The following is a 24047-nucleotide window of genomic DNA, read 5'->3' on the forward strand; positions in this document are numbered from 1 at the left end:
CATCGGCCCCATGGCGACCTTCCTCATCCTCCATGGCTTCCAGAACCACCGCCCGCCCGGCCACTGGCACCACTGGCTGGCCGGGGAGCTGCGGGAGCGCGGGCACGAGGTGCGCTATCCCCAGCTGCCCGAGCCGGACGCCCCCGTCCTGGAGGACTGGGTGGCGGCGCTGCGCGCGCAGCTCCACCGGCCGGCCGAGGGCGAGTTCGTCGTGATCGCGCACAGCCTGTCCGTCCTGCTGTGGCTGCGGGCCGCCTCGCCCGATGTCGACCGGGTCCTGCTGGTCGCCCCGCCCTCCCCCGCCATAACGGCCTCGATCCCCGAGATCGCCGCCTTCGCCGAGGGGCTCGACCTGGACGCCGTCCGGCTGAAGGCGCCGGTACGGCTCGTGTTCGCCGCCGGGGACCCGTACTGCCCCGAGGGCGCCGACGTGCACTACGGCACCCCGCTCGGCCTCGACATGGACGTCGTCCCGGGCGGCGCGCACCTCACCCCGGACTCCGGATACGGGGAGTGGCCCTCGGTCCTCCGGTGGTGCGAGGACCCGGCGACGAGGCTGGGCTCCCGATAAGGGCATGCGCCGGAGGGGTGAGCGCTGCGGGACCGCGTGACCGCATCGGGTGACCGGCCGTGCGCCTGCCGCACCCCGGAGAGACCATCGATCCATGACCACCGAGATCCACCTCGCCCAGCAGCCGGAGGCCGACGAGCTGCTCGGCCGCTCCCCGCTCGCCGCGCTCGTCGGCATGTTGCTCGACCAGCAGGTCCCCATGGAGTGGGCGTTCTCCGGGCCGTACACGATCGCCCAGCGGCTCGGCACGGACGATCTCGACGCGGGGCAGATCGCCGCGTACGACCCGGAGGCCTTCGGCGCGCTGCTCTCCGAGAAACCCGCCGTGCACCGCTACCCCGGCTCGATGGCCAAGCGGATCCAGCAGCTGTGCCAGTTCCTCGTCGACGAGTACGGCGGGGACGCCGAGGCCGTCTGGGCGGACGCGGGGAGCGGGAAGGAGCTGCTGGCCAGGCTGAAGGCGCTGCCCGGATTCGGGGTGCAGAAGGCGCAGATCTTCCTCGCGCTGCTGGGCAAGCAGTACGGCGTACGTCCGGAGGGCTGGCGGGAGGCGGCCGGCGCGTACGGCGAGACCGGCTCGTACCGTTCGGCGGCAGACATCACCGGACCCGAGTCGCTCGCCAAGGTCCGCGCCTTCAAGCAGGAGGCGAAGCGCGCCGCAAAAGCGGCCAAATCGGCAGAGAATTGACGGTTCCGAATGTCAATCCTGCTAAATGCGACATGAATTGTCGCGGAGCTGTTCACAGGGAGCACCCGAGATCGCTAACTTCCCCTCAACCTCGTTCGCATCGGGAAGGACCTCTGTGAACGCATCCTCTCGCAGAGCCGCGGCCACCCTGGCCGCAGCCGCACTCGCGACCCCGCTCATGCTGGCCGCCGCTTCCCCCGCCACCGCCACTCCGGACCCCGGGGCCAAGCCCGCCCGGGACGCCGCGCAGCTGGCGAAGAAGCTGGTCCGCGAGACGTCCGGCAAGGACGCCTACAAGCACCTGCAGAAGTTCCAGGCGATAGCCGACTCGGCCGGCGGTCACCGCGCGGCCGGCTCGCTCGGGCACGACGCCTCCGCGGCGTACGTGTACCAGCAGCTCAAGAAGGCGGGCTACAACGTCTCGTACCAGAAGTTCGAATTCATCTACACCCAGACGCTGGCCGAGAAGGCCTCCGTCATCTCCCCGGCGCCCCGCGACATCCAGATCGCGGCGATGACCTACACCAAGTCGACGCCGGTCGGCGGCATCAAGGCCGACCTCGCGACCGTCCCGGTCGACGCCGACGGCACCACCGGCTGCGAGCCGGCCGACTTCGCCTCCTCGACCTTCACCGGCAAGGTCGCCCTGATCAAGCGCGGCGGCTGCACCTTCGCCGTGAAGCAGGAGAACGCCGCGGCGGCGGGCGCCGCGGGCGCGATCATCTACAACAACACCGAGGGCGCGCTCTCCGGCACACTCGGCGACCCGGCGGCCGGGAAGATCCCGACCGGTGGCGTCACCCAGGCCGAGGGCGAGAAGCTCGCCGCCGACCTCGCCAAGGGGCCGGTGAACATCTCCTTCGAGATCCGCCAGCTCCAGGAGAAGCGCACCACCAACAACGTCATCGCGGAGACGAAGGGCGGCAACGCGGCCAACACCGTGATGCTCGGCTCGCACCTCGACTCCGTGACCGCGGGCCCCGGCATCAACGACAACGGCTCCGGCTCCGCCGGTCTGCTCCAGGCCGCCCTGGAACTCGCCGAGTCGAAGGACAAGGTCCGCAACAAGGTCCGCTTCGCCTGGTGGTCGGCCGAGGAGAACGGCCTGCTCGGCTCCGAGCACTACGTCGCGAACATGAGCGAGCTGGACAAGAAGGAAGTCAAGCTCTACCTCAACTTCGACATGATCGCCTCGCCGAACTACGGCCTGTTCGTCTACGACGGCGACAACTCGGACAACGTCGGCGCGGGCGCGGGCCCCGAGGGCTCCGCCCAGCTCGAGCGCGACATCAACGAGTTCATGGACAAGCGCGGACTCCCGCACGAGGGCACCGACTTCACGGGCCGCTCGGACTACGGACCGTTCATCGAGATCGGCATCCCGTCGGGCGGCACCTTCACCGGCGCCGAGGGCATCAAGACGGCGGCGCAGGCGGCCAAGTTCGGCGGTACGGCGGGTGTCGCGTACGACGTGAACTACCACGCGGCCGGTGACAACCTGTCGAACGTCAACATGAAGGCCTTCGACGCCAACATCGACGTCATCGCCAACGCCGTGGGCACCTACGCCCACGACATCAGCTCCCTGAGGAAGCCGGTCGTCTCCGTCCCGACCGAGGGCGACGCGGGCAGCGGCGGCGGCCTCCACGAGGACCACGGCCACGAGGTCACCGAGTAACACGGCCTCCGAGCGCGGGCCCGGTCCCTTCAGGGGGCCGGGCCCTACCTCTTCCTGCGGGCCGTACCGAAGATCGAGCGGCTGATCTCACGGCCAAGCTGCGTCCCGATCGACCGCGCCAAGGACTTGAAGACCCCGCTCCCCACCACCTGCTCGGCGAGCGACTCGTCCTCGTTCCGCGGCGCCCGCGCCGGCGTCTTCGCCTCCTCGGCCTCCCGTGCCGCCCGCACCGCCGCCGCCTCCGCCGCCTGCTGCTCCGCCGTCAGCTTCTCGTACGCCGACTCCCGGTCCACCGCCTCCGCGTACCGCCCGTACAGCGGCGAGCCCTTCACCGCCGCCTCCAGCACCCCCGCCTCGACCGGCCCCATCAGGGACTCGGGCGCCCGCAGCCGCGTCGCCGCCACGGGGGTCGGCGCGCCCGTCTCGCTCAGCACGGTCACCACCGCCTCGCCCGTCCCGAGGCCCGTCAGGACCTCCTCCAGGTCGTACGGCGACTTCGGGAAGGTCCGTACCGTCGCCTTCAACGCCTTCGCGTCGTCCGGCGTGAACGCCCGCAGCGCGTGCTGCACCCGATTGCCCAGCTGAGCCAGCACATCGCCCGGCACGTCCTTCGGCGTCTGGGTCACGAAGAAGATCCCGACCCCCTTCGAGCGAATCAGCCGGACCGTCTGCGTGATCGACTCCAGGAACGCCTTCGACGCCCCGTTGAACAGCAGATGCGCCTCATCGAAGAAGAACACCAGCTTCGGCTTCTCCAGATCCCCGACCTCGGAAAGGTCGTTGAAGAGATCCGCGAGCATCCACATCAGGAACGTCGAGAAGAGCTGCGGCTTGTCCTGCACGGCCGGCAGCTCCAGTACGGACACCACCCCGCGCCCGTCCTCCGCCGTCCGCAGGAACTCGGCCGTGTCGAACTCCGGCTCCCCGAAGAACCCGCCCGCGCCCTGCTGCTCGAACGCCGTGATCGACCGCAGGATCACCCCGGCCGTCACCGTCGAAAGCCCGCCGATCCCCTTCAGCTCCGGCTTCCCGGTGTCCGAGACCAGAAAGGCCACCACCGCCCGCAGATCCTTCAGGTCCACCAGCTCCAGGCCCTTGGAGTCCGCGTAATGGAAGATCAGGCCGAGCGACTGCTCCTGAGTCTGGTTCAGCTGGAGCACCTTCGACAGCAGCACCGGGCCGAAGCCGGTGACCGTCGCCCGCACGGGGATGCCGGGGCCGATGCCCCCGAGCCCGTAGAACTCGCAGGGGAAGCCCCTCGCCGCCCACTCCTGCCCCACCTGCCCGGCCCGCTCGCGGACCTTCTCGCCCTCCGTGCCCGGCGCCGCGATCCCCGAGACGTCCCCCTTGATGTCGGCGAGGAAGACGGGCACACCGTTCGCCGACAGCTGCTCGGCGATGAGCTGGAGGGTCTTCGTCTTGCCCGTGCCGGTCGCGCCGGCGACCAGGCCGTGGCGGTTGAGCATCGGAAGGGGGACACGGATCGGCGCATCCGGGTGACACGTCCCGTCCCACAGCAGCGCCCCCAGATCGAGCGCGGCCCCGGTGAAGGCGTACCCGGCGGCGATCTCGGTGGCCGGAGACTGCTCGCTGACGCTCATCGGAGGACCCCAATTCCCGGTTTATGGCGTTTTGCCCCAGCATCCCACTACGCTCGCGTGGCTGCGCCGGGAGCCGCTCGCCCGGTAGGCTTTCCGTGTGATCTTCAAGCGCATCGGAAACGGCCGGCCGTATCCCGACCACGGCCGGGAAAGCACCCGGCAGTGGGCGGACGTCGCCCCGCGCCCGGTCCGCCTCGATCAGCTGGTCACCACCAAGGGCCAGCTGGACCTGGAAACGCTGCTCGCCGAGGACTCGACCTTCTACGGCGACCTCTTCGCGCACGTCGTGAAGTGGCGGGGCGACCTCTATCTCGAGGACGGGCTGCACCGCGCGGTGCGCGCGGCACTCCAGCAGCGGCAGGTTCTGCACGCCCGCGTACTGGAAATGGACTAGCGCGGCCCGCAGTTCTGACCCTTTCGGGGGCTCTCTCCGTCCATCCGGACGCGATCACATGATCGTCAAGTATCCAACTCCGACGGACGGCATTACGCTGCGTCCATGAGCATGCTCACTCCCCCCGGAATGGGCGGAAAATACCGCATCACGGGCGACAAGTACCCCCGTATGCGCCGCCCTCGGCACAGGCGCAGGATCGTCCTCGCGGCCGGGGCCGCCGTGGTCGTGCTCGGCGCGGCCGGTTGGGGAACCCTGCAGCTCGTCGACGTGTTCTCCGGCGGCGACGACACCAGGACGACGGCCGGTCGCGGCGCCGACTGCAAGCCCGTCACCAAGGCGACGACCGCGCCGGTCGCCGCTCTGCCCAAGCCCGCGCAGATCACGGTGAACGTCTACAACGCGACCCCGCGCAGCGGCCTCGCGAAGTCGACCGCCGACGAGCTGAAGAAGCGCGGGTTCATCATCGGCAAGGTCGGCAACGCGCCCGTCGCGTACGACAAGAAGGTGCCCGGCGCCGGGATACTGCTCGGCGCCCCCGGGGCCACCAAGGGCGCGTTCACGGTCCTGGGCACCCAGCTGAAGGGCGCCACGACCAAGACGGACGCGCGCGCGACGGCGGACGTGGACCTGATCATCGGGACGGCCTTCAAGAGCCTGGACCCGAAAACGACGGCGGACGCGGCCCTGGTCGCTCTCAACAAGCCCAAGCCCGCGCCCACCGGTAAGTGCTGACGCCCTACGAAGCCTCGTCCCGTACGGCGTCGAAGCCGTACGGAACCGAGGCGCTCGACTAGTCGGCCGTGCCGTACATGCGGTCGCCCGCGTCGCCCAGGCCGGGGACGATGTAGCCGTTCTCGTTGAGGCGCTCGTCGACCGAGGCGGTCACGACGGTCACCGGCGTGCCCGCCAGCTCGCGCTCCATGATCTCGACGCCCTCAGGGGCGGCGAGCAGCACGACGGCCGTCACGTCGTCCGCGCCGCGCTTGATCAGCTCCCGGATCGCCGCGACGAGCGTGCCACCGGTCGCCAGCATCGGGTCCAGGACGTACACCTGGCGGCCCGAGAGGTCCTCCGGCATCCGCGTCGCGTAGGTCGACGCCTCCAGCGTCTCCTCGTTGCGGATCATGCCGAGGAAACCGACCTCGGCGGTCGGAAGCAGCCGCACCATGCCGTCGAGCATCCCGAGGCCGGCACGGAGGATCGGGACCACCAGCGGCCGCGGGTACGACAGCTTCACACCCGTCGTGGGCGTCACAGGGGTCTCGATGTCGACCTGCTCGGTGCGCACGTCCCTGGTGGCCTCGTAGGCGAGCAGGGTGACCAGCTCGTCGGCGAGCCGGCGGAAGGTCGGGGAGTCGGTGCGCTTGTCGCGCAGCGTGGTGAGCTTGTGGGCGACCAGCGGGTGATCGACGACGTGGAGACGCATGACTCCAACAGTAGCCCGCACTGGCATCAACCCACGCCGTGGAGGGAAGGTGGTGGCACAGGACCCAGTCGTGGGGTGGTGTGGCCCATGCCCGACCCGGCAGACCGTGCCGACGCAAGGGGCGGCGAAACGCCGCCGGAGACCGACGCGGAGCGTCGCAGGCGCCGCGCCCAGTTCCTGCGCGAGCTGCACGAGGCGAAGGCGCTGCGCGAGCGCGTCCAGCCCCGGCGCGCGCGGGCGGCCAGGATGCGCCAGGCCATGCGGATGCGCACCTTCCGCTGGTGACGGCCACAGCGCCCGACGCTGCGCGTGCGCCCTCTGTGCGCCGGGGCCGTGCGCCGGTGCCGCGCATCCACCCGTTCACCGTCACGATCAGACTGATGCACGACGCAAGAGCCGAAGACCTCTCCTGAAGCCGCTGTTTCTGCCACGATGCCGATTGGGCGGGGCATAAGGAGCGCGCCGCCGGATCGTCACACCTCTGATCAGTGGGAGAGTCACGGTGTACTTCGCCGCACTGCTCGCGCGCACCGAAGACGGGTGGGAAGCGAGCGACACAGAGCTCGACGATGTGGAGACCCTGTCGGACCTGACCGAACTGGCCCGTGAGGCCTCGGTCGACGACGACACGGTGATCGTCTTCATCGAGGAGGAGGACGCCTGGTTCGGGCTCCTCCGGATCGAGGGTGAGGACGACCCTCGCATCTACGTGTCGGACGGGGCGGCCGCCGCCCGCTCCTCGTACGGGGAGATCCTCACCAAGGAACTGCTCGGCGACGACCAGGACGGCGACGACCTGGACGCCCTCGACCTCGACGGTACGGAGGACGGCGAGCCTCTCGACCGCGGGGACGACGAAGAGGACACAAGCACGGCAGCCGATGCCGTGCCGGCCGCGCCGGTCGGAGACCGGCTGATCCTCGCGGATCTCGGTCTGTCCGAGAAGAGACTGCTGCTGCTGGAGAGCGACGCACTGGCGGAGATCGCGGACGCACTGGGCGCCGCGGAGGTGCTGGAGACCGTTCGCTAGTGACAGAAGCAGCACCCGACCCCGTACGGGATCCCTGGCGGGAGACCATGCGGCTCGCCCTCGCGGAGGCCGAGCAGGCCGTGCCGGCCGGTGACGTACCGGTCGGCGCGGTCGTGCTGTCCCCGGACGGCACGGTCCTCGCCGTCGGCCACAACGAGCGCGAGGCGACCGGCGACCCGACCGCCCACGCCGAGATCCTGGCCCTGCGCCGGGCCGCGGCGAAGACCGGGGAGTGGCGGCTGACCGGCTGCACGCTCGTCGTGACCCTGGAGCCCTGCGTGATGTGCGCCGGCGCACTCGTGCAGTCCAGGGTCGGCCGGGTGGTGTTCGGCGCGCTCGACGAGAAGGCCGGCGCGGCCGGTTCGCTCTGGGACCTCGTACGGGACCGACGGCTGAACCACCGTCCCGAGGTGATCCACGGCGTCCTCGGAGAGGAGTGCGCGGCGCAGCTCACGGCCTTCTTCCGCGCGCGCTGAACCACGCGCCGACCTGCGAAGCGATACGGATTTCATCGCAGGGGCCTCTTTGGGCTAAGCTCTCTCTCGGTAGCGTGTCCGAGCGGCCGAAGGAGCTCGCCTCGAAAGCGAGTGTGGCGCAAGTCACCGAGGGTTCAAATCCCTCCGCTACCGCTGGTAGATGAAGGGGCGGTCCCGATCGGGACCGCCCCTTCATCGTTCTCCGTCTCAGTTTCCGTCTCACTTGTGGTGCCGCAGGCGATCGTTTTTCCGAAGCGGGCCATGCAGGTCTCCGGCAACGAGCACAATCTGAGTCCACGACCCACCTGTCCGTGCGCCTGGGTGATACGCGACGAATCTGGGGATTGGACCATGAATATTGAATGGATCTCGCTTGCCCTGATGGCAGTCGGCATCGCTGGCGCCTTGGGGTGGACCGACGTGCGAGAGGTCCTGCTCGACATCTTCCGCCGCCCCCGCGAGGAGTCGGTGATCATCAAGGTCGACGGCAAGAAGGTGGTGGTGAACGGGCCACTCGATAAGGAGAAGTTAGATGCCCTGATCGCCGACTTACGGAACCAAGCTGCCCACGAGCCAGACTCCCCGACCCGCGCAGGCGGTGAGTCCAGTGAGTGACAGCGTCGCCAACCCGGCACCGGATGCGGTCACAGAGCCTGTTCCGGCAGACAACTCAGCCGTGACCACGGTCACGCCCCACTTCAAGATGGTCTTCATCGCCGTAGTGGTCATCACCGTTGGCGCGCTTGCGGCGAACCTGTCCATCGCGATCTTCGTCGAGCAGCCCACCGATGCCGCCAAGTCAGCGATGGACACATGCTCGACCATCGCCAACCTGGGATTCGGGGCCATTGTGGGGCTCCTCGGCGGCAAGGCTGTGTAACTACGCTCCTTGGCCCCAGGGGCGGAGTGCGCCGCTGGGACCACGTGGCCTACTGCCAGATGAGGCCGTCGACCTGTCGAGCGACGTTCGTACGGACCGTGTCGACCATGTGCTGGTAGCGCGCTGCCATGGCCGTGGACGACCAGCCCATGAGCCCCATCACGGCTCGCTCGGACACTCCGAGGATGAGCAGCACCGTGGCGGCCGTGTGTCGCGCGTCGTGCCCTTCGATCGGAGGGGCCTGGTGCACAGCACCAGGCCCTTCGGCGTATCCGGGCCCCGTATGCCACGACGAAGGCCCCGGCCACGCCTGTGGGCGCGGCCGGGGCCTCATCGTCGGACGGGGGGAGCGGCATCGGGGGGACAAGCCGCTCCCCCCGATGAGAACCGGTCCTGCAAGTCCTGCGCCGCGGTCAGGGGGAAGCTCGCGGCGCGGACCCCGCAGTGAGGGCCGGTTCCTCGGCCCCGCGGACTCCTGCCAGATCCGCCGGGCTCGACATCCATACTGCTCTGCCGTCACTCTTCCGGGGGGCGGCAAAAGGCCCCGATCTCCGGGCCCTTGGTCCATAAAGGCCCAGTGAAGTGGCTGAAGTGGCTCCGTTAGACTCACGCGTCCACGCAGGGGTGCAGACAGGGGAAGGCGCGGCAGATGGCGCAAGCGAAGAAGGTCGCGCTCTACGCGCTCGTGGTCTTTGTGCTGTACACGATCATCAATTCCCCCGACAGGGCCGCCGATCTCGTCCAGGTAGGGTTCGAGGGCATATCGTCCGCCGCACAGGGCGTCGGCGAGTTCATGACCGAACTCGTCAACTAGAACCACCGACGAGGAGTCCTGCTGTGATCCGCCATCTGGTCCTGTTCAAGCTCAACGAGGGCATCGCGAAGGACGACCCGCGTGCCGTCGCCGCCGCCGAGGCGTTCGACGGGCTGGAGAAGGAGATCCCGGAGCTGGGCTTCTGGGAGTGCGGCTGGAACATCTCCGAGCGGCCGATCGCGTACGACTTCGCCATCAACTCGGCGGTCGAGGACACCGATGCGCTCCAGCGCTACCTGGACCACCCGGCCCACCAGGCGGGCGTCGCGCTGTGGCGCGAGATCGCCACGTGGGTGATCGCGGACTACGCGTTCTAGGGTTCGCCCGACTCGATTCTTCAAGGCCCCTCGCCGTCATGGCGGGGGGCCTTCCGGGTGTTGGCCTCCCATTTGGCCCCAACTTGCCCTCAACACGTGGCTATACGGTGCTTGCACACAGTGGACATGTCTTGTGATGCTATGACCGCTTTTGATGGATGAGTTTGACCGTAGTTGACCAGCAACACCAGCCGAAGGGGTGGCGTGAACGTGCCGGCCAGTACAGCGCCTCAGGTCCCGCCCCAGAACGAGGCCGGCGACCCGGAGCCCACGCGCCCGCTACCCCAGTCCGCCCGACCCCAGGCCAACCGGCCGCAGCCCACCCGCCCCCATTCCACCCGGCCGCAGTCCACCCGGGGCGCCGACACCCGCGCGCTCACCCAGGTCCTCTTCGGACAGCTCAAGGAGCTCGAACCGGGCACCCCCGAGCACGACCGGGTCCGCGGGGCGCTGATCGAGGCCAACCTCCCCCTCGTCCGGTACGCGGCGGCCCGCTTCCGCTCCCGCAACGAGCCCATGGAGGACGTCGTCCAGGTCGGCACCATCGGCCTGATCAACGCCATCGACCGCTTCGACCCCGACCGCGGCGTACAGTTCCCGACCTTCGCGATGCCCACCGTCGTCGGCGAGATCAAGCGCTACTTCCGCGACAACGTCCGCACCGTGCATGTGCCGCGCCGCCTCCACGAGCTCTGGGTCCAGGTCAACGGCGCCACCGAGGACCTCACCACCGCCCACGGCCGCTCCCCCACCACCGCCGAGATCGCCGAGCGGCTGAAGATCGGCGAGGACGAGGTGCTGGCCTGCATCGAGGCAGGACGCTCGTACCACGCCACCTCGCTGGAGGCGGCCCAGGAGGGCGACGGACTGCCCGGACTGCTCGACCGGCTCGGCTACGAGGACCCGGCACTCGCCGGCGTCGAACACCGGGATCTCGTACGACACCTGCTCGTACAACTGCCCGAGCGCGAACAGCGGATCCTGATGCTCCGTTACTACAGCAACCTGACCCAGTCTCAGATCAGCCAGGAACTCGGCGTCTCACAGATGCATGTGTCAAGGCTCCTCGCCCGGAGCTTCGCCCGATTGAGATCCGCAAACAGGATCGAGGCGTAGCTGAAACGGGTAGACCGGTTCGGAGCAGTTCCACGGCGCCCCAAATGCCGTACACCCCTTGTTTCCTGCGGATATTCACCCACTCCATGTCGACAAGTCACTACAGCGTGTTGCCGACATGTGACATTCTGCTGGAACCGCGTTTGCCGCAGCCCCGCCTCCGGTATTCAGGTGGAGGCTGCGTTCCTCCGATGGTCGTGGCCGCCGCGACCGTCCGCGACCTCAAGGGGGTGGCATGTCCGCAGAACAGGGCAGCTCGAAGGTGCTCACGCTCACGCCCGTGCAGACGCCGGTACCGATGCCGGTCCAGCCGACGGCGGAGACTGCCGAGCCCGCCGCGCCGCTTGTTGTCACGCCGGAAGCCATCGACACCCGCACGCTCTCCCGCTCCCTCTTCCTGCGGCTCCGCGCGCTGGACGACGCGGGCGCCGCCGCGGACAGCCCGGAGCGGACCTACGTCCGCGACACCCTCATCGAGCTCAACCTGCCGCTCGTGCGGTACGCGGCAGCCCGCTTCCGCTCCCGCAACGAGCCGATGGAGGACATCGTCCAGGTCGGCACCATCGGCCTGATCAAGGCGATCGACCGCTTCGACTGCGAACGCGGAGTGGAGTTCCCGACGTTCGCGATGCCGACCGTCGTCGGTGAGATCAAGCGCTTCTTCCGCGACACCTCCTGGTCGGTGCGGGTCCCGCGCCGGCTCCAGGAACTGCGCCTGGCGCTGACCAAGGCCAGCGACGAGCTGGCGCAGAAGCTGGACCGCTCCCCCACCGTCCCCGAACTCGCCGCCGTACTCGGGGTGTCGGAGGAGGACGTCGTCGACGGCCTCGCGGTCGGCAACGCGTACACCGCCTCCTCGCTCGACTCGCCCTCCCCGGAGGACGACGGCGGCGAGGGCTCGCTGGCGGACCGACTCGGATACGAGGACACGGCGCTGGAGGGCGTCGAGTACCGCGAGTCGCTGAAGCCGCTGCTCGCCAAACTCCCGCCCCGGGAGCGGCAGATCATCATGCTGCGCTTCTTCGCCAACATGACGCAGTCGCAGATCGGCGAGGAGGTCGGCATCTCCCAGATGCACGTCTCCCGACTCCTGACCCGCACCCTGGCCCAGCTCCGCCAGGGCCTGATCGCCGACTGAAGTTCGCGATTACGGTTCACAACTGACATGGCGTCAGCAAAACTGGCGCCATGCGGCGACAGAGGTCACTTCTGACAGTGGTCGCGCTCTGCCTCGGCGGAGCGCTGACCGCGTGCGGCGGAGGCGAGGACGAGGGCTACGCGGCGGTCGGCGCGGGCTCCACCCCGAAGGACGCGGTACGCCCGTCGGGATCGGTGACGCTGATCCCCCTGGACCCCCCGTCGGCCGACGGCACCACCTCCAGCACGTCATCCCCCTCACCCCGCCCACCAGGGACGACCCCGGCCCCTGACGGTACGGACACGGCCACCGACACGGATACGGGCACAGGCGCGGGCCCCGGAACCTCGCGCCCCGGGACGACACCCGCCCGGCCCGGCACCACCCCGCCACGCACCGCGACCGCTCCACCCCCGGGCACGACCTCACCACCCGCCCCGCCGCAGCGGCCACCCAGCCCGACCACCCCCGCCATGCTCACCCTCTCCGCCCCGATCCTCACGGACGCGGACAAGCGGTGGTGCGAACGCGTGACGGTTACCTTCCACAACACGGGCGGCACGGCGGCCACTTCGGGGACGATCACCTTCGCCACCCACATCATCGGCGCACTCGGCATCGACTGGGCGACGATCGAATCGACTCAGCCCCTCCCCGCGCCCATCGCGGCCGGGACGGCGCAGACCCGGACGTACACGGTCTGCGTGGACTCCTGGCGCGTCCCGCTCGGCATGCACGTCGACACCCAGAAGGTCACGGCGACATGGAAGTGACCGCGGAACCGCCCGACGGATGACGCTCGCCACGGTGCCGGCGCAGCAGCACATCGGCATCCGTCTCCGCACTCCAGTCGAACCGGCCCCGAGCCTCCGCCCGCCGCCCGGCGAGCTCCGCGCAGACCCCACAGCCCGGAACGGGCACGGGCGGCCGGCTCAGCTCGTACTCCGCCCCCGCCCGCTCGTTCGCGGCCCTTACCCCGGCACTCAGCCGCTCGGCGGCCGTGGCGGGCCGCACACGCGCCGGATCGGCCTCCCACTCCCTCCCACCCCCGACGGGCCGCAGCACGACGTACGGCCCCGCCTCACCCCGGTACTCGCCCACCCTGCGGGCGGCGGGATCGTAGACGAACCCTCCGCACTCCATCCGCCCTGCCATTCCTCAGCTCCTCCACCCGATCGGGCGACTACTCTCTGCACTCATAGCGTTGCTCAATGGAGAGGGCGGCCACAACGCTCGCCGCGTGCCAAGGGCCCACTGTCACAAAGGGGGACGGAGTGAGCCGACGTAACGCCACCGAGGGTACGGCCGCGACGACGGCCGGAGTCTTCGGCGAGGTACTCCGCCACTACCGGGAGGCAGCGGGCCTGACACAGGAAGGCCTGGCACGCCAGATCCCGTGCGACCGCTCGCACGTGGCACGGGTGGAGGCGGGGACGAGGGTCCCGCAGGACACGTTCGCGAAGGCGTGCGACGAACTGCTGGGGACGGGAGGGGTGTTAGGGCGGCTTTGGGGGCGGATCGATTGGTATCCGGAGGTCCAGCACCCGGACTGGTTCGAGCGGCGGGCCGGCATGGACTCGGAGGCCGTGAACCTGCGGGAGTACCAAGTGCACGTCGTGCCGGGCCTGCTGCAGACCCCGGAGTACGCCCACGCCCTGTTCTCCAGGGTGACGAGCGGCGCGGAACTGGAAGAGCGGGTCCGTGCCAGGTTGAGCCGCCAGCAACGCTTCCTGTTGGATGACGGCCCGCTGTACTCGGTCGTACTGGACGAGAGCTGCCTCCACACCGTCATTGGGGGCCCGGCAGTCATGCGCGCTCAATGCGCTCACCTGCTCCAAGTGGGCAGACTCCCCAACGTCTTCCTGCAGATCGCACCCGCTTGCGATCCCGAGCTGCACCGCCCGAACACGTCTTTGTCGCTGATCAAGCTCCCCGACGGGCACGAATGGGTCTACTCGGAGTCACTCGACAGCGGCCACTTCAGCGATGATCCATCCATCTTGCGCCGGCACACCCAGACCTATGATGGGTTGCGGGCGGACGCGCTGTCGGCCCGCCAATCTGCCGCTCTGATAAGCGACTTGATCGAAGGGTACGGACAGCATGGAGAGGCACGATCTGCTCCCCGCGACGTGGATCAAGAGCAGCTACAGCGGAGACAACGGCGGCAACTGCCTCGAAGTCGCCCCAGGATTCCCCGGCCTCGTCCCCGTACGTGACAGCAAGGCTCCCGAAGGACCCGCCCTCGTCTTCGGCCACCGGGCCTGGGACTCGTTCGTGGGAGCCCTGTGACCGTGGAGAACACCAAGGTCCTGTCCATCGGGCTTCACCCCCGCTCACTCGACTACAGCGCCCTGCCCGACGGTGTCGACGAGGCGTCGCTCACCGCACGTATCGCCGCCGGGAACGCCGCGCTGCGCGAGGCGGGGTTCGACGTCGTGACCTGTCTGGTGGAGCCTTCGCCGGACGACGCCGAGGCCGCCGTCCGGGAGCTGCTCAAGGGCGATACGTTCGGGCTGGCGATGATCGGCGGCGGCGTGCGCATGATTCCTGAACACACCCTGCTGTTCGAACGGCTCGTGAACGTCCTCATCGAGGCCGTGCCCGGGATCCGGCTCTGTTTCAACACCTCGCCGGAGACCACCGTCGACGCGTTGCGGCGCTGGATCGAGCCGTAGCCGTACGCCTGGGGCTCAGGCTCAGGATCAGGCGAGGAACAGGGCGGCGACGGCCGGGGCCGCGTACATCATCGGCCAGACGACGTGTGCGTACGAGCGGGCGCGGATCACGGTGATCAGGGCCCCGGTGAAGTACAGAGCCACGCCGATGCCGGCCGCGACGCCGATCGCCGGGATCCACAGGCCGACGACGAGGCCTACCGCGCCGGCCGCCTTGGCCAGACCGAGCCAGGTCCACCAGGAGCGGGGGACGCCGTACTCGGTCAGCGGCTGGGTGACCCACGGGGCCTTGATGAAGATCGAGAGCGCCGAGAAGCCGACCATGAACGCGGCGACGGCGGTGACGACGATGTAGGTGGTGGACATCGGAGGCTCCTCAGCTCGGGGTGGCGAGCGTTTCCCGCTCGCACACCCCACTGACGGAGCGCACCGCACATGTGTGACAGGTCTTGAGGCACTCGCCTGAACCACGCCCGTGAGCTGCTGGTGGTGGCCGCCCTCTCTCCGAGTGTGGCGGGTTCCACCGGCGCATCAAGGGCGCTCCTCCGTCGCGTCGGCTCCGCCGATTCCGCTTCGCTCCACCCTTGACCCACCGCCTCCACCCGCCCTTTCACACTCGGAGGGCGGCCCGGGGTGGGGGCCAACGCGGCAGCCGGTTGCGTGGCCACGCTCTGCTCAGCGCGCGCGGGCCGGTGGGTGGGACGGCGCGGCAGTTGAATGGGGCGGTGACGGCACCGGCTCAGCGTGTTGCGGTGGGGGGACGGCTGGGACTCATGCCCCGCTGGTCACTCCCCGGTGGGTGGTGAACTCCCCCGCCTCTTTCCGAAGCCTGGCAGGGCCGCCAACGGTGGCGCCGGGGGGCGACCCCGACCGGCCACGGGGCCGCAACCGGTGGTGCCGGGGGATCGGCCCCGATCGGCTGCCCGGTACCGCAGTGGCCCCGGCCCGGCGGAGGGTTGCGGGCAGGAGTTCCGCCCCGCTGGTTGTGGGCCGGCGTGCCGCACGGCGGTTCCCACCCGCACCCCGGCCCCCGGCGGGTTGTGGGCACCCGTTCCGCAGGGCGGGTACCCACCCCCGTTAGTTACCCCGGTTGCGGGGAGGGCGTTCCGCAGGGCGGTACCCACCCTCGCCACCCCCGTTGTGGGCAGGCGTTCCGCAGGGCTGGGGGTCCCCCGGACGGAGTCTGGGGGAGGGTGGGCACAACCCACGACGGCGCCGCACCCGTAGGCACCGCACGGACAGGGAGCCTGGGCCCGGCAAGGGCACCGTCCCGTGTGCCCACCCGTCCCGCCCAGCGGGACGATTGCCCACACGGGGGTGGAGCGTGGGGGGGGGTAGGCGTCCGCCCACTGGGGGGTGACTCGCACGGAACGCCCGGCCCACACGAGGCGTGGGAGAGGGCGGAGGGCCCCCGCACACTACGGGGCGAGGTGGGCGGAACGCCCGGCCCGCACGGGGGTGTGGGCACACACTGCGGGCCGACTCGCGCGGAACGCCCAGCCCACACGGAGGGCGGAGGGCACCCCTCACTGCCGGGCGAGGTGGGCCGATCGCCCGGCCCACACGGACACGGGGCGGAGTCGGAGCAACGGCTGACGTCCCCAACTCTCCACTACTCGCGGTAACTTCCCCGGAAAGCGCCCCTCAGGGCCCGCCGAAGGCGAGTTGTGGAGCCTTATGATCGCTCAGCCGACCGACTCACCCCACCACCCACCGGGGAGTGACCAGCGGGGCATGAATCCCAGCCGACCGACGGCCGCAACACGCTGAGCCGGTGCCCGGCCGCCCCATTCAACTGCCGCGCAAACCCACCCACTCGGCCGCAGGCGCCGAGCCGAGCTCAGGCTCGCACTCGGCTCCCCGCGTGGCCACGCCCCCCGGCCGCCCTCCGAGTGTGAAAAGGCGACCGGAGGCGGTGGGTCAAGGGTGAAGCGAAGCGCAATCGGCGAAGCCGACGCGACCGCAGGGAGCGCCCTTGACCCACCGACTCCGGTCGCCACACTCGGAACGAGGGCGGCCGAACCAGAAGCCCGCAAGAACGCCCACACCAGGACGCTCAGAGACCAGAAGCCCTCAAAGCGCCAGGCTCCGGACTCAGCCCAGCGCCAGCCAGGCCACCGCCGCCACGACCACGATTGCCGCGATCACGCCGACGATGAGGCCCACCTTGGAGCCGGAGGACTGGGGCGCCGCCGTGCGGCCGCCGCCCTGCGGGGCGCCCTCGTCGACGAAGGCGCGGAACATCTGCGTGCTGCCGGCCGGGTCGTAGTTGCCCTCGGGGCCGGGGCCCTGACCGTACGGAGCTTGGGGGTTGTGTGCCATGAGCCAGGACCCTAGCGAACCCCGGCTGCCGCGCCCAAGCCCCCGCCTGGTCCGGGCACCGGTCCAGCACCGGTCGGGCACCACCCGGACACTGCTCCGGCACCGATCCCCCGCACGGCGCCCCACCCTCGACCCCGGTTCCGGCCCCACCCCTGGCCCTACTTCCGGCCCCACCCCTGGCCCCACTTCCGGCCCCACTTCCAGCCCTACCCGCGGCCCCACCCTCGTCCCCCTCTCCCCTCCGTCCTCCCACCCCTCGCTCCCCTCCTCTCCCTCCTCCCCCCGCTCCCCCTTTGCCGATTCTTTAGCGCCGTTTGACCGATTTAGTTTGCCTGGAGCAACCATCCATCTCTATGGTTGCCCTAAGCAACAACATGCATGGGGTCGCAGTGGACAAGCTCGACAAGCTCGACAAGCCGAACCGGTACGAGAACCTCGCCCGACAGGTGAGCGCCATCGGCGCGGTGAAGCGCGGTATGGCCCGCTCTCTGCCCGCCGACTGCCCCAGCGGCTCCGCCATCGTCCTCGCCCTGCTCAAGCACGACGGGGACATGCGCATGAGCCGTATCTCGGAGCGTATGGCCGTCGACATGTCGGTCAGCAGCCGTCACGTCTCCCACGCCGTCGACCGCGGCTGGGTCGAGCGGCTGCCCGATCCCGCCGACAAGCGCTCCCGCATCCTGCACCTCACCGCCGAGGGCAGGGAGAAGCTCGACGAGCTCGACCGCCGGCTGACCGCCATGCTCACCCGCAACCTCGCGGACTGGTCCGACGAAGACGTCGAACTGCTCACCCACCTGCTCGCCCGCCTCCGCGACTCCTTCGGAGACTGCCGGGCCCACCACGCCTGAACGCCCGCCCGAGTCACCCGCACACAAAGCACCCGCCCAAAGCACCCGCCCAAGGCGCGGCCCGAGTCACCCGCCCAAAGCACCCGCCCAAGGCGCCGGCCCAAAGCACCAGCAACAAGCCCCCGCCTGACAGCACCCGCGTAACAGCACCCGCGTAACAGCACCCGCGTAACAGCAAAGGAAGTTCATGGCCACGACAACACCCGCCCCGCCAACGCAGGCGGGCGGCCACACCTCCGGCGCGGCGCCCATGACGCACCGGCAGATCATGGAGGCGCTCTCCGGGCTGCTGCTCGGCATGTTCGTCGCCATCCTGTCGTCGACGATCGTGTCCAACGCCCTCCCCCAGATCATCACCGACCTCGGCGGCGGCCAGTCCGCCTACACCTGGGTCGTCACAGCCGCGCTTCTGTCGATGACCGCGACCACCCCGCTCTGGGGCAAGCTCGCGGATCTCTTCTCCAAGAAGCTGCTCGTCCAGGTCGCGCTGGTCATCTACGTCGCCGGTTCGGTCGTCGCCGGTCTCTCCCAGAACACCGGGATGCTCATCGCCTGCCGTGTCGTGCAGGGCATCGGTGTCGGCGGTCTGACCGCCCTCTCCCAGATCATCCTGGCCGCGATGATCGCCCCGCGTGAGCGCGGCCGGTACAGCGGCTATCTCGGCGCCACCTTCGCCGTCGCGACCGTCGGCGGCCCGCTGCTCGGCGGCGTCATCACCGACACCGACTGGCTCGGCTGGCGCTGGTGCTTCTACGTCGGCGTGCCCTTCGCGCTGATCGCGCTCCTGGTCCTCCAGAAGACGCTGAAGCTCCCTGTCGTGAAGCGCAAGGTCAAGGTCGACTGGACCGGTGCCTTCGTCATCAGCGCCGCGGTCTCCCTCCTCCTGATCTGGGTGACCTTCGCGGGCGACAAGTACGACTGGATGTCCTGGCAGACGGCCGCCATGGTCGGCGGCTCCGTCTTCCTCGGCGCGCTGTTCGTCTTCGTCGAGTCGAAGGCCGACGAGCCGATCATCCCGCTGCGCCTCTTCCGCAACCGCACGATCACCCTCGCCTCGCTCGCCTCGCTCTTCGTCGGCGTCGCGATGTTCGCCGGGACGGTCTTCTTCAGCCAGTACTTCCAGCTGGCGCGCAACGAGTCGCCGACGATGTCCGGCGTCCTCACGATCCCGATGATCGCCGGTCTGTTCGTCTCCTCGACCGTCTCCGGCATGGTCATCACCAAGACCGGCAAGTGGAAGGCATGGCTGGTCAGCGGCGGTGCTCTGACGACCGGCGGACTCGGCCTGCTCGGCACGATCCGCTACGACACGGAGTACTGGCACATCGCGCTCTTCATGGGCGTCATGGGTCTGGGCCTCGGCATGATGATGCAGAACCTGGTGCTCTGCACGCAGAACCAGGTGGCCCCGGCCGACCTCGGTTCCGCCTCCTCCGTCGTCACCTTCTTCCGCTCCCTCGGCGGCGCGATCGGCGTCTCGGCGCTCGGCGCGGTGCTGGCCAACCGGGTCACGCACTACGTCCAGGACGGGATGACCGCTCTCGGCCCGAAGGCCGCGGGGATGGGCAACGGCGGTTCGGGCGGTGGCATCCCGGACATGGACAAGCTGCCGGCCCCGATCCGTACCGTCATGGAGGACGCGTACGGACACGGTGTCGCCGATGTCTTCCTCTACTCGGCGCCGTTCGCGCTGCTCGCCTTCCTCGTGACGCTGTTCATCAAGGAGGTCGCGCTGAAGAGCAGTTCGGCCCCCAAGGCGGACGCGGCACCGGACGTACCGGAGGAGCCGACGGCCGCCGTGGCGGCCTCCGCGACCACCGCCACGGTGACCACCGCCCCTGCGACCACCGCCACGGTGACCACCGCCCCTGTGACCGGCCTGACCATCACCGGCACCGTCCGTACCGCCGAAGGCACCGACCTCCCCGGCGCGACGCTCACGCTGATCTCGCTGGGCGGGCAGCAGCTCGGCCGCTCGGTCGTCGGGAGCGAGGGCCGGTACGCCTTCGACGCCCCGGCCGCCGGTTCGTACGTCCTGATCGCCTCCGCCGACGGCTTCCAGCCGCAGGCCTCCACGGTCGTCGTGAACGACGGTCCGCTCGCCCACGACGTGCTCCTGACCGGCACGAGCGGCCTCACCGGCTCGGTGACCGCGGCCGAGAGCGGCGCGCCGGTGGACGGGGCGATGGTCGTGATCACGGATGTACGGGGCGAGGTGCTGGCGACCGGCAAGTCCGGCGCGGACGGCGGCTTCGCCTTCGGTGAGCTGGTGCCGGGCGCGGTCACGGTCGCGGTCACCGCCGCCGGTTACCGCCCGCAGGCGCTGCCCGTCGAGATCGGCGGGCAGGGCGTGACGGCGCTCGACGTGGCCCTGGCGGCCGGAGCGGTCGTCCAAGGGACGGTCCGCGCGGGCCTCGACCACCGGCCGCTGGCCGATGCACGGGTGACCCTGGTCGACGCCGCCGGGAACGTGAAGGCCTCGGCGACGACGGACACGGACGGCGCGTACGCCTTCGCGGACCTGGACGCCGGTGAGTACACGCTCATGGCGACCGGCTACCCGCCGGTGGCGGGGCGGCTGACCGTGACCGGTGCCGGGGTCGACGGCCACGACATCGAACTCGCCCACCCGGGCGAGTGACCGACTCCCGGCCGCGCTTCGAGCGGAGGCGCGACCGGGTCCGGGGCGGCAGGCACAGCGAGCGAGCCGAAGGGGCGCGACGCTGTCGAAAGGGAGAGCGCGCACAGACCGCGAGGGACGAGCGGTCGAGCACGGTCGACCGTCGACAGCGGCTTGAGCGCCCCGGAGGGGAGCGAGCGCAAAAAGGGGACGGCCTGCCGCCCTGTTGTTCTTCCAAGTGAGGGTTGAGGGTACGGATGGGACTGCACGCACAGGTACGGACCCGCGACGGGTGGCCGGTCCAGCACGCGGTGGTGACCGTGACGGACGGTTCGGGCGGGCAGGTCCTGCGGGCGGCGGCGGACGGGGACGGAGTCGTACAGGCCGAGGGCTCGCTGGCCCCGGGGCCGTACACGGTGGTGGTGACCGCGCTCGGCTACGCACCGGACGCGCGTACGTCGCTGGTGGGCGGGACCGGGCGGGCGGAGGTCGGGACGGTCGTCCTGGCCCGCACGGGCGGTACGGAGCTCCCGCCGCCCGGGGCGTGGACCCTGGACGCGGCGCACTCCTCGGTGGGGGCGGTGGCCCAGCACCTGGGGATCTCCAGCGTGCACGGCCGGTTCACCGAGTTCACCGGCCGGATCGAGATCGCGCCGGAGGTCCTGGCCTCGCGGGTGGAGGCGGTCATCGCGGCCGACTCCGTCGACACGGGCAACGGCCTGCGGGACAAGCACCTGCGGTCCGAGGACTTCCTGGACGTGGACCGTTTCCCGGAGATCACGTACCGCAGCTCGGCGCTGCGCGAGGCGGGCCCGGACCGGTGGACCGTGGACGGCGAGCTGACGCTGCGGGGCGTCACGCGGGAGGTGCCGCTGGATCTCACCTATCTGGGGACGAGCGCGGATCCGTGGGGCGGGGTGCGGGCGGCGTTCCGCGCGGAGGCGGAGCTGCGGCGCGAGGACTTCGCGATGAACTACAACCAGGTGGTCTCGGCGGGCATCGCGGCGATCGGCGCGACACTGCGGGTGACGCTGGACGTCCAGGCGGTACGGGAGAGCTGAGGGGCGCTATTCGCCCTCGCGCGCGACCATGACCTCGATGCCCGCGACCAGGATGTCGAGGGCGTAGGCGAAGTCCCGTTCCCACATGTCGCTGACGCTGCCGTGCGAGGCGCGCTCGTCGAAGAGCTCCGCCATCTTCGCCATCGGCTCGGCGAACTGCGGCTCGTCGCGGAACGCGGCGACGGACTCCGTGTAGAACTCGTCCTGCGTCATGCCCGCCTCGGCCGAGCGCCGGGCGAACAGGGCCTCGATGGTGCCGTATCCGTACACGAACTGGAACACCGCCGCGAGTGTGCCCGGCTGGCCGTGGACCGGGAGTCCGGTGGCCCGGACGGCGTCCTGGATCGCGGTCCCGACGACGAGCGCCCGCGGCCCGACGTTCAGGTACATGCCCACGCAGGCCGAGACCCAGGGGTGGCGGACCAGCATCCGGCGGTAGCCGAGCGCGAGGGCACGGAGCCGGTCGCGCCAGTCCTCGGCCGCGGCGACGGCCTCCAGGTCGATGCCCTCGTACACGGCGTCGAGGGCGTACTCGATGATGTCGTCCTTGGTGTCCACGTACCAGTAGAGCGACATCGCCGTGACGCCCAGCTCGGTCGCCAGCTTGCGCATCGAGAGGCCGGCCAGGCCGTCCTCGTCGAGCATCCGGATCGAGGTCGCCACGATCCGGTCGCGGTCGAGGCCGGCCGGACCGCCTCCGCTGCGCTGGGTCCGCCGTTCGAGCCATACGGAGGAGCGCGCCGGGTTCTTGGCCCGGTCTGCGGCCTTGACCATCGCGTTCCTCCGTGAGCTCACCCTGTCAGCGGTCCGTCACCATGCTATGCAGCCGCTTCCCTCTTCTCGGACCGTTCCGCCCGGCGCAGCAGCGCCGCCGCGAGCAGGCCGCCCGCGAAGACGGCGATGGCGCCGACCAGCTGGCTGGTCTGGAGGCCGGTGGCGAACGCGTCGGAGATCTCCGCCCGTTCGGCGTCGCTTCCGGCCGCCGCGAGGGCCGCCGGCAGCGAGGCCGCCGTGACGGCGACGAGTGCGGCGAAGCGGGCGTTGAGCACGGCGCCGAGGACGGCGACGCCGAGGCCGTTGCCGAACTCGGCGAGGGTGCCGTTGATGCCGGCGCCCACGCCCGCCTTCTCCGGCGGGATCGCGCTCATGATGGCGTTGGCCATGGCAGGGGAGGAGACGGCGATGCCGCCGCCCATCAGGACCAGGCCGAGGAGCATCCCCCAGTAGCTGCCGTCCGTGCCGCCGCCGAGCACGGCGATCGAGGTGAGACCGCCCGCGACCAGGGTCATGCCGAGGACGACGGCCGACGGGGTGCCGATCTTCATCACCAGCTTGGGGCCCATACCGGTCAGGTTGAGGCCCACGATCGTCAGCGCGAGAGGCGCCATGCGGAGACCGGCCTCCAGCGGCTCGTAGCCGAGCACGAACTGCAGGTGCTGGGTGAGCAGGAAGAGCGAGCCGCCCATGCCGAAGACGACGAGCAGCGAGCCGCCGATGGCGCCGATGAACTTCTGGTTCCGGAAGAAGTGCATGTCGAGCATCGGGTACGGGGTGCGCAGCTCCCAGAGCGCGAAGGCGCCGAGGACGACGACACCGATGGCGGCCGGGACCAGTACCTCGGCGGACGTCCAGCCGTGCTCGGGACCGGTGATGATCGCGTACACGACGGCGGTCATACCGATCGTGGAGAGCAGCGCGCCGAGCAGGTCGGGGCGCTCCCCCTGAGGGTTCTTCGACTCCGGTACGAGCTTGAGGACGGCGACGAGGCCGATCAGCGCGACCGGGATGTTGATGAGGAAGATCATTCCCCACCAGAAGTGGTTCAGGATCACGCCGCCGATCAGCGGGCCGGCGGCGAAGCCGAGCGAGCTGACGGTGGACCAGAGCGCGATGGCCTTGACCCGCTCGGAGTCGTCGAAGATCTGCATGACGACGGCGAGGGTGGTGGTCATCAGCAGCGCGCCGCCGACGCCCATGCCGGCCCGGGCGGCGATCAGCTGCCCGGTGGAGTCGGCGAGTCCGGCGGCGAGCGAGCCGAGGCCGAAGAGCGCGAGACCGACGGCGAGCAGCTTCTTGCGGCCGTAGCGGTCGGCGGCGTTGCCCGCGGTGAGCAGGAGGCCGGACTGGACGAGCGAGTACGCGTTGATCATCCACTGGATGTCGGTGGTCGTCGCGTGGAGTTCGGAGGTCAGCGAGGGGATCGCGACGCTCAGGACGGTGTTGTCGAGCAGCACGGTGAGCTGGGCGAGGCAGATGACGCCGAGGATCAGCCAGCGCTGCGGATGTCCGCCGGGGGTGGCTTTCCCGGTGGTGGGTTCGTTCGCGGCGGTCGTCGCCGTCATGGAACAGCACTCCTTGTACGGTGTACGGGACTAGGTCTCGT

Annotated in this window: 27 protein-coding genes, 1 tRNA gene and 2 pseudogenes; 22 read left to right on the forward strand and 8 right to left on the reverse strand. The window is 70.1% G+C overall.

The genetic code is table 11. The features are described 5' to 3' along the window. Nucleotides 1–10: 10 nt before the first annotated feature. From ACZ561_RS34325 to ACZ561_RS34335, 3 genes are all read left to right on the forward strand, one after another. Nucleotides 11–571: an RBBP9/YdeN family alpha/beta hydrolase gene (locus tag ACZ561_RS34325; protein WP_471002783.1), complete on the forward strand. Its 561-nt coding sequence runs from the start codon at nt 11–13 to the stop codon at nt 569–571. A gap of 94 nt (nt 572–665) precedes the next feature. Then, nucleotides 666–1259, forward strand: coding sequence for an HhH-GPD-type base excision DNA repair protein (locus ACZ561_RS34330; RefSeq protein WP_376442929.1), 594 nt, complete (start codon nt 666–668; stop codon nt 1257–1259). A gap of 115 nt (nt 1260–1374) precedes the next feature. Further along, nucleotides 1375–2937 carry a M28 family metallopeptidase gene (locus tag ACZ561_RS34335; protein WP_471002786.1) on the forward strand — a complete coding sequence of 521 codons (1563 nt, stop codon included), beginning with the start codon at nt 1375–1377 and terminating at the stop codon, nt 2935–2937. A gap of 44 nt (nt 2938–2981) precedes the next feature. Here ACZ561_RS34335 and ACZ561_RS34340 read toward each other — a convergent pair whose 3' ends face one another. After that, nucleotides 2982–4538: a helicase HerA-like domain-containing protein gene (locus ACZ561_RS34340; protein WP_471002789.1), complete on the reverse strand. Its 1557-nt coding sequence runs from the start codon at nt 4536–4538 to the stop codon at nt 2982–2984. A gap of 97 nt (nt 4539–4635) precedes the next feature. Between ACZ561_RS34340 and ACZ561_RS34345 the strand changes: the two genes are divergently transcribed. Further along, nucleotides 4636–4932, forward strand: coding sequence for a type II toxin-antitoxin system VapB family antitoxin (locus ACZ561_RS34345; protein WP_009067182.1), 297 nt, complete (start codon nt 4636–4638; stop codon nt 4930–4932). 129 nt (nt 4933–5061) lie between these two features. Next, the gene (locus ACZ561_RS34350; RefSeq protein WP_471002793.1) at nt 5062–5667 is read left to right on the forward strand and encodes a LytR C-terminal domain-containing protein; all 606 of its coding nucleotides are present in this window, start codon (nt 5062–5064) and stop codon (nt 5665–5667) included. A gap of 58 nt (nt 5668–5725) precedes the next feature. Here the strand turns inward: ACZ561_RS34350 and upp are convergent, their stop codons facing one another. Then, complete coding sequence (upp, locus tag ACZ561_RS34355; RefSeq protein WP_260230861.1) at nt 5726–6361, reverse strand: uracil phosphoribosyltransferase; 636 nt, start codon at nt 6359–6361, stop codon at nt 5726–5728. A gap of 87 nt (nt 6362–6448) precedes the next feature. On the opposite strand from upp, the gene ACZ561_RS34360 reads away from it, so the two are divergent. The 6 genes from ACZ561_RS34360 (at nt 6449) to ACZ561_RS34385 (ending at nt 8747) form a co-directional block, all read left to right on the forward strand. Then, nucleotides 6449–6646, forward strand: coding sequence for a hypothetical protein (locus tag ACZ561_RS34360; RefSeq protein WP_376442942.1), 198 nt, complete (start codon nt 6449–6451; stop codon nt 6644–6646). A 217-nt stretch (nt 6647–6863) separates the two neighbouring features. Continuing rightward, nucleotides 6864–7391, forward strand: coding sequence for a tRNA adenosine deaminase-associated protein (locus ACZ561_RS34365; protein ID WP_471002797.1), 528 nt, complete (start codon nt 6864–6866; stop codon nt 7389–7391). Nucleotides 7392–7438: 47 nt separating this feature from the next. Continuing rightward, complete coding sequence (gene tadA / locus ACZ561_RS34370; RefSeq protein WP_471002943.1) at nt 7439–7867, forward strand: tRNA adenosine(34) deaminase TadA; 429 nt, start codon at nt 7439–7441, stop codon at nt 7865–7867. Nucleotides 7868–7935: 68 nt separating this feature from the next. Next, nucleotides 7936–8020 (forward strand) — tRNA-Ser (locus ACZ561_RS34375). A 198-nt stretch (nt 8021–8218) separates the two neighbouring features. Further along, nucleotides 8219–8482 carry a hypothetical protein gene (locus ACZ561_RS34380; RefSeq protein WP_471002799.1) on the forward strand — a complete coding sequence of 88 codons (264 nt, stop codon included), beginning with the start codon at nt 8219–8221 and terminating at the stop codon, nt 8480–8482. Further along, complete coding sequence (locus ACZ561_RS34385) at nt 8475–8747, forward strand: hypothetical protein (RefSeq protein WP_471002802.1); 273 nt, start codon at nt 8475–8477, stop codon at nt 8745–8747. The genes ACZ561_RS34380 and ACZ561_RS34385 overlap by 8 nt, the downstream gene beginning before the upstream one ends. 49 nt (nt 8748–8796) lie before the next feature. On the opposite strand, the pseudogene ACZ561_RS34390 reads toward ACZ561_RS34385, so the two are convergent. Continuing rightward, nucleotides 8797–8973, reverse strand: a pseudogene (locus tag ACZ561_RS34390) (tyrosine-type recombinase/integrase); the annotation flags it as partial. 423 nt (nt 8974–9396) lie between these two features. Here ACZ561_RS34390 and ACZ561_RS34395 point away from each other — a divergent pair. The 5 genes from ACZ561_RS34395 (at nt 9397) to ACZ561_RS34415 (ending at nt 12905) form a co-directional block, all read left to right on the forward strand. Continuing rightward, the gene (locus tag ACZ561_RS34395; protein WP_175439350.1) at nt 9397–9561 is read left to right on the forward strand and encodes a hypothetical protein; all 165 of its coding nucleotides are present in this window, start codon (nt 9397–9399) and stop codon (nt 9559–9561) included. A gap of 23 nt (nt 9562–9584) precedes the next feature. After that, nucleotides 9585–9878: a Dabb family protein gene (locus ACZ561_RS34400; RefSeq protein ID WP_329118243.1), complete on the forward strand. Its 294-nt coding sequence runs from the start codon at nt 9585–9587 to the stop codon at nt 9876–9878. Nucleotides 9879–10088: 210 nt separating this feature from the next. Further along, nucleotides 10089–10994: an RNA polymerase sigma factor SigF gene (locus tag ACZ561_RS34405; protein ID WP_471002806.1), complete on the forward strand. Its 906-nt coding sequence runs from the start codon at nt 10089–10091 to the stop codon at nt 10992–10994. Between the two features lie 235 nt (nt 10995–11229). Continuing rightward, the gene (locus tag ACZ561_RS34410; protein ID WP_329118247.1) at nt 11230–12132 is read left to right on the forward strand and encodes an RNA polymerase sigma factor SigF; all 903 of its coding nucleotides are present in this window, start codon (nt 11230–11232) and stop codon (nt 12130–12132) included. 50 nt (nt 12133–12182) lie between these two features. Then, nucleotides 12183–12905 carry a hypothetical protein gene (locus ACZ561_RS34415; protein ID WP_471002810.1) on the forward strand — a complete coding sequence of 241 codons (723 nt, stop codon included), beginning with the start codon at nt 12183–12185 and terminating at the stop codon, nt 12903–12905. On the opposite strand, the gene ACZ561_RS34420 is transcribed toward ACZ561_RS34415, so the two are convergent. Then, on the reverse strand, nt 12886–13287 hold the full coding sequence (locus ACZ561_RS34420) for a hypothetical protein (protein WP_471002813.1): 402 nt from the start codon (nt 13285–13287) through the stop codon (nt 12886–12888). The two genes, ACZ561_RS34415 and ACZ561_RS34420, sit on opposite strands and share 20 nt — an antisense overlap. Nucleotides 13288–13406: 119 nt before the next feature. Here ACZ561_RS34420 and ACZ561_RS34425 point away from each other — a divergent pair, with 119 nt between their 5' ends. The 3 genes and pseudogenes from ACZ561_RS34425 (at nt 13407) to ACZ561_RS34435 (ending at nt 14810) form a co-directional block, all read left to right on the forward strand. Continuing rightward, complete coding sequence (locus ACZ561_RS34425) at nt 13407–14351, forward strand: helix-turn-helix domain-containing protein (RefSeq protein ID WP_471002816.1); 945 nt, start codon at nt 13407–13409, stop codon at nt 14349–14351. Next, a pseudogene (locus tag ACZ561_RS34430) lies at nt 14320–14424 on the forward strand (DUF397 domain-containing protein); the annotation flags it as partial. The gene ACZ561_RS34425 and the pseudogene ACZ561_RS34430, both read left to right, overlap by 32 nt. 2 nt (nt 14425–14426) lie before the next feature. Further along, nucleotides 14427–14810 carry a hypothetical protein gene (locus ACZ561_RS34435; protein ID WP_471002819.1) on the forward strand — a complete coding sequence of 128 codons (384 nt, stop codon included), beginning with the start codon at nt 14427–14429 and terminating at the stop codon, nt 14808–14810. Between the two features lie 27 nt (nt 14811–14837). Here ACZ561_RS34435 and ACZ561_RS34440 read toward each other — a convergent pair whose 3' ends face one another. Both ACZ561_RS34440 and ACZ561_RS34445 read right to left on the reverse strand, forming a co-directional pair. Then, nucleotides 14838–15176, reverse strand: a complete 339-nt coding sequence (locus tag ACZ561_RS34440; protein WP_471002822.1) for a DoxX family protein — start codon at nt 15174–15176, stop codon at nt 14838–14840. A 1728-nt stretch (nt 15177–16904) separates the two neighbouring features. Then, nucleotides 16905–17132, reverse strand: a complete 228-nt coding sequence (locus ACZ561_RS34445) for a hypothetical protein (RefSeq protein WP_471002825.1) — start codon at nt 17130–17132, stop codon at nt 16905–16907. A 374-nt stretch (nt 17133–17506) separates the two neighbouring features. On the opposite strand from ACZ561_RS34445, the gene ACZ561_RS34450 reads away from it, so the two are divergent. From ACZ561_RS34450 to ACZ561_RS34460, 3 genes are all read left to right on the forward strand, one after another. Beyond that, on the forward strand, nt 17507–17983 hold the full coding sequence (locus tag ACZ561_RS34450) for a MarR family winged helix-turn-helix transcriptional regulator (protein WP_471002828.1): 477 nt from the start codon (nt 17507–17509) through the stop codon (nt 17981–17983). Nucleotides 17984–18233: 250 nt separating this feature from the next. Then, the gene (locus ACZ561_RS34455; protein ID WP_471002946.1) at nt 18234–20624 is read left to right on the forward strand and encodes an MFS transporter; all 2391 of its coding nucleotides are present in this window, start codon (nt 18234–18236) and stop codon (nt 20622–20624) included. A gap of 236 nt (nt 20625–20860) precedes the next feature. Further along, entirely contained in the window at nt 20861–21664 is an 804-nt protein-coding gene (locus ACZ561_RS34460) for a YceI family protein (RefSeq protein WP_471002831.1), read from the forward strand. A 6-nt stretch (nt 21665–21670) separates the two neighbouring features. Here the strand turns inward: ACZ561_RS34460 and ACZ561_RS34465 are convergent, their stop codons facing one another. After that, nucleotides 21671–22438, reverse strand: a complete 768-nt coding sequence (locus ACZ561_RS34465) for a TetR/AcrR family transcriptional regulator (RefSeq protein ID WP_471002834.1) — start codon at nt 22436–22438, stop codon at nt 21671–21673. Between the two features lie 44 nt (nt 22439–22482). Further along, nucleotides 22483–24006 carry an MFS transporter gene (locus ACZ561_RS34470; protein WP_471002837.1) on the reverse strand — a complete coding sequence of 508 codons (1524 nt, stop codon included), beginning with the start codon at nt 24004–24006 and terminating at the stop codon, nt 22483–22485. Between the last annotated feature and the right edge of the window lie 41 nt (nt 24007–24047).

This window comes from Streptomyces sp. NPDC039609, from assembly GCF_055596705.1.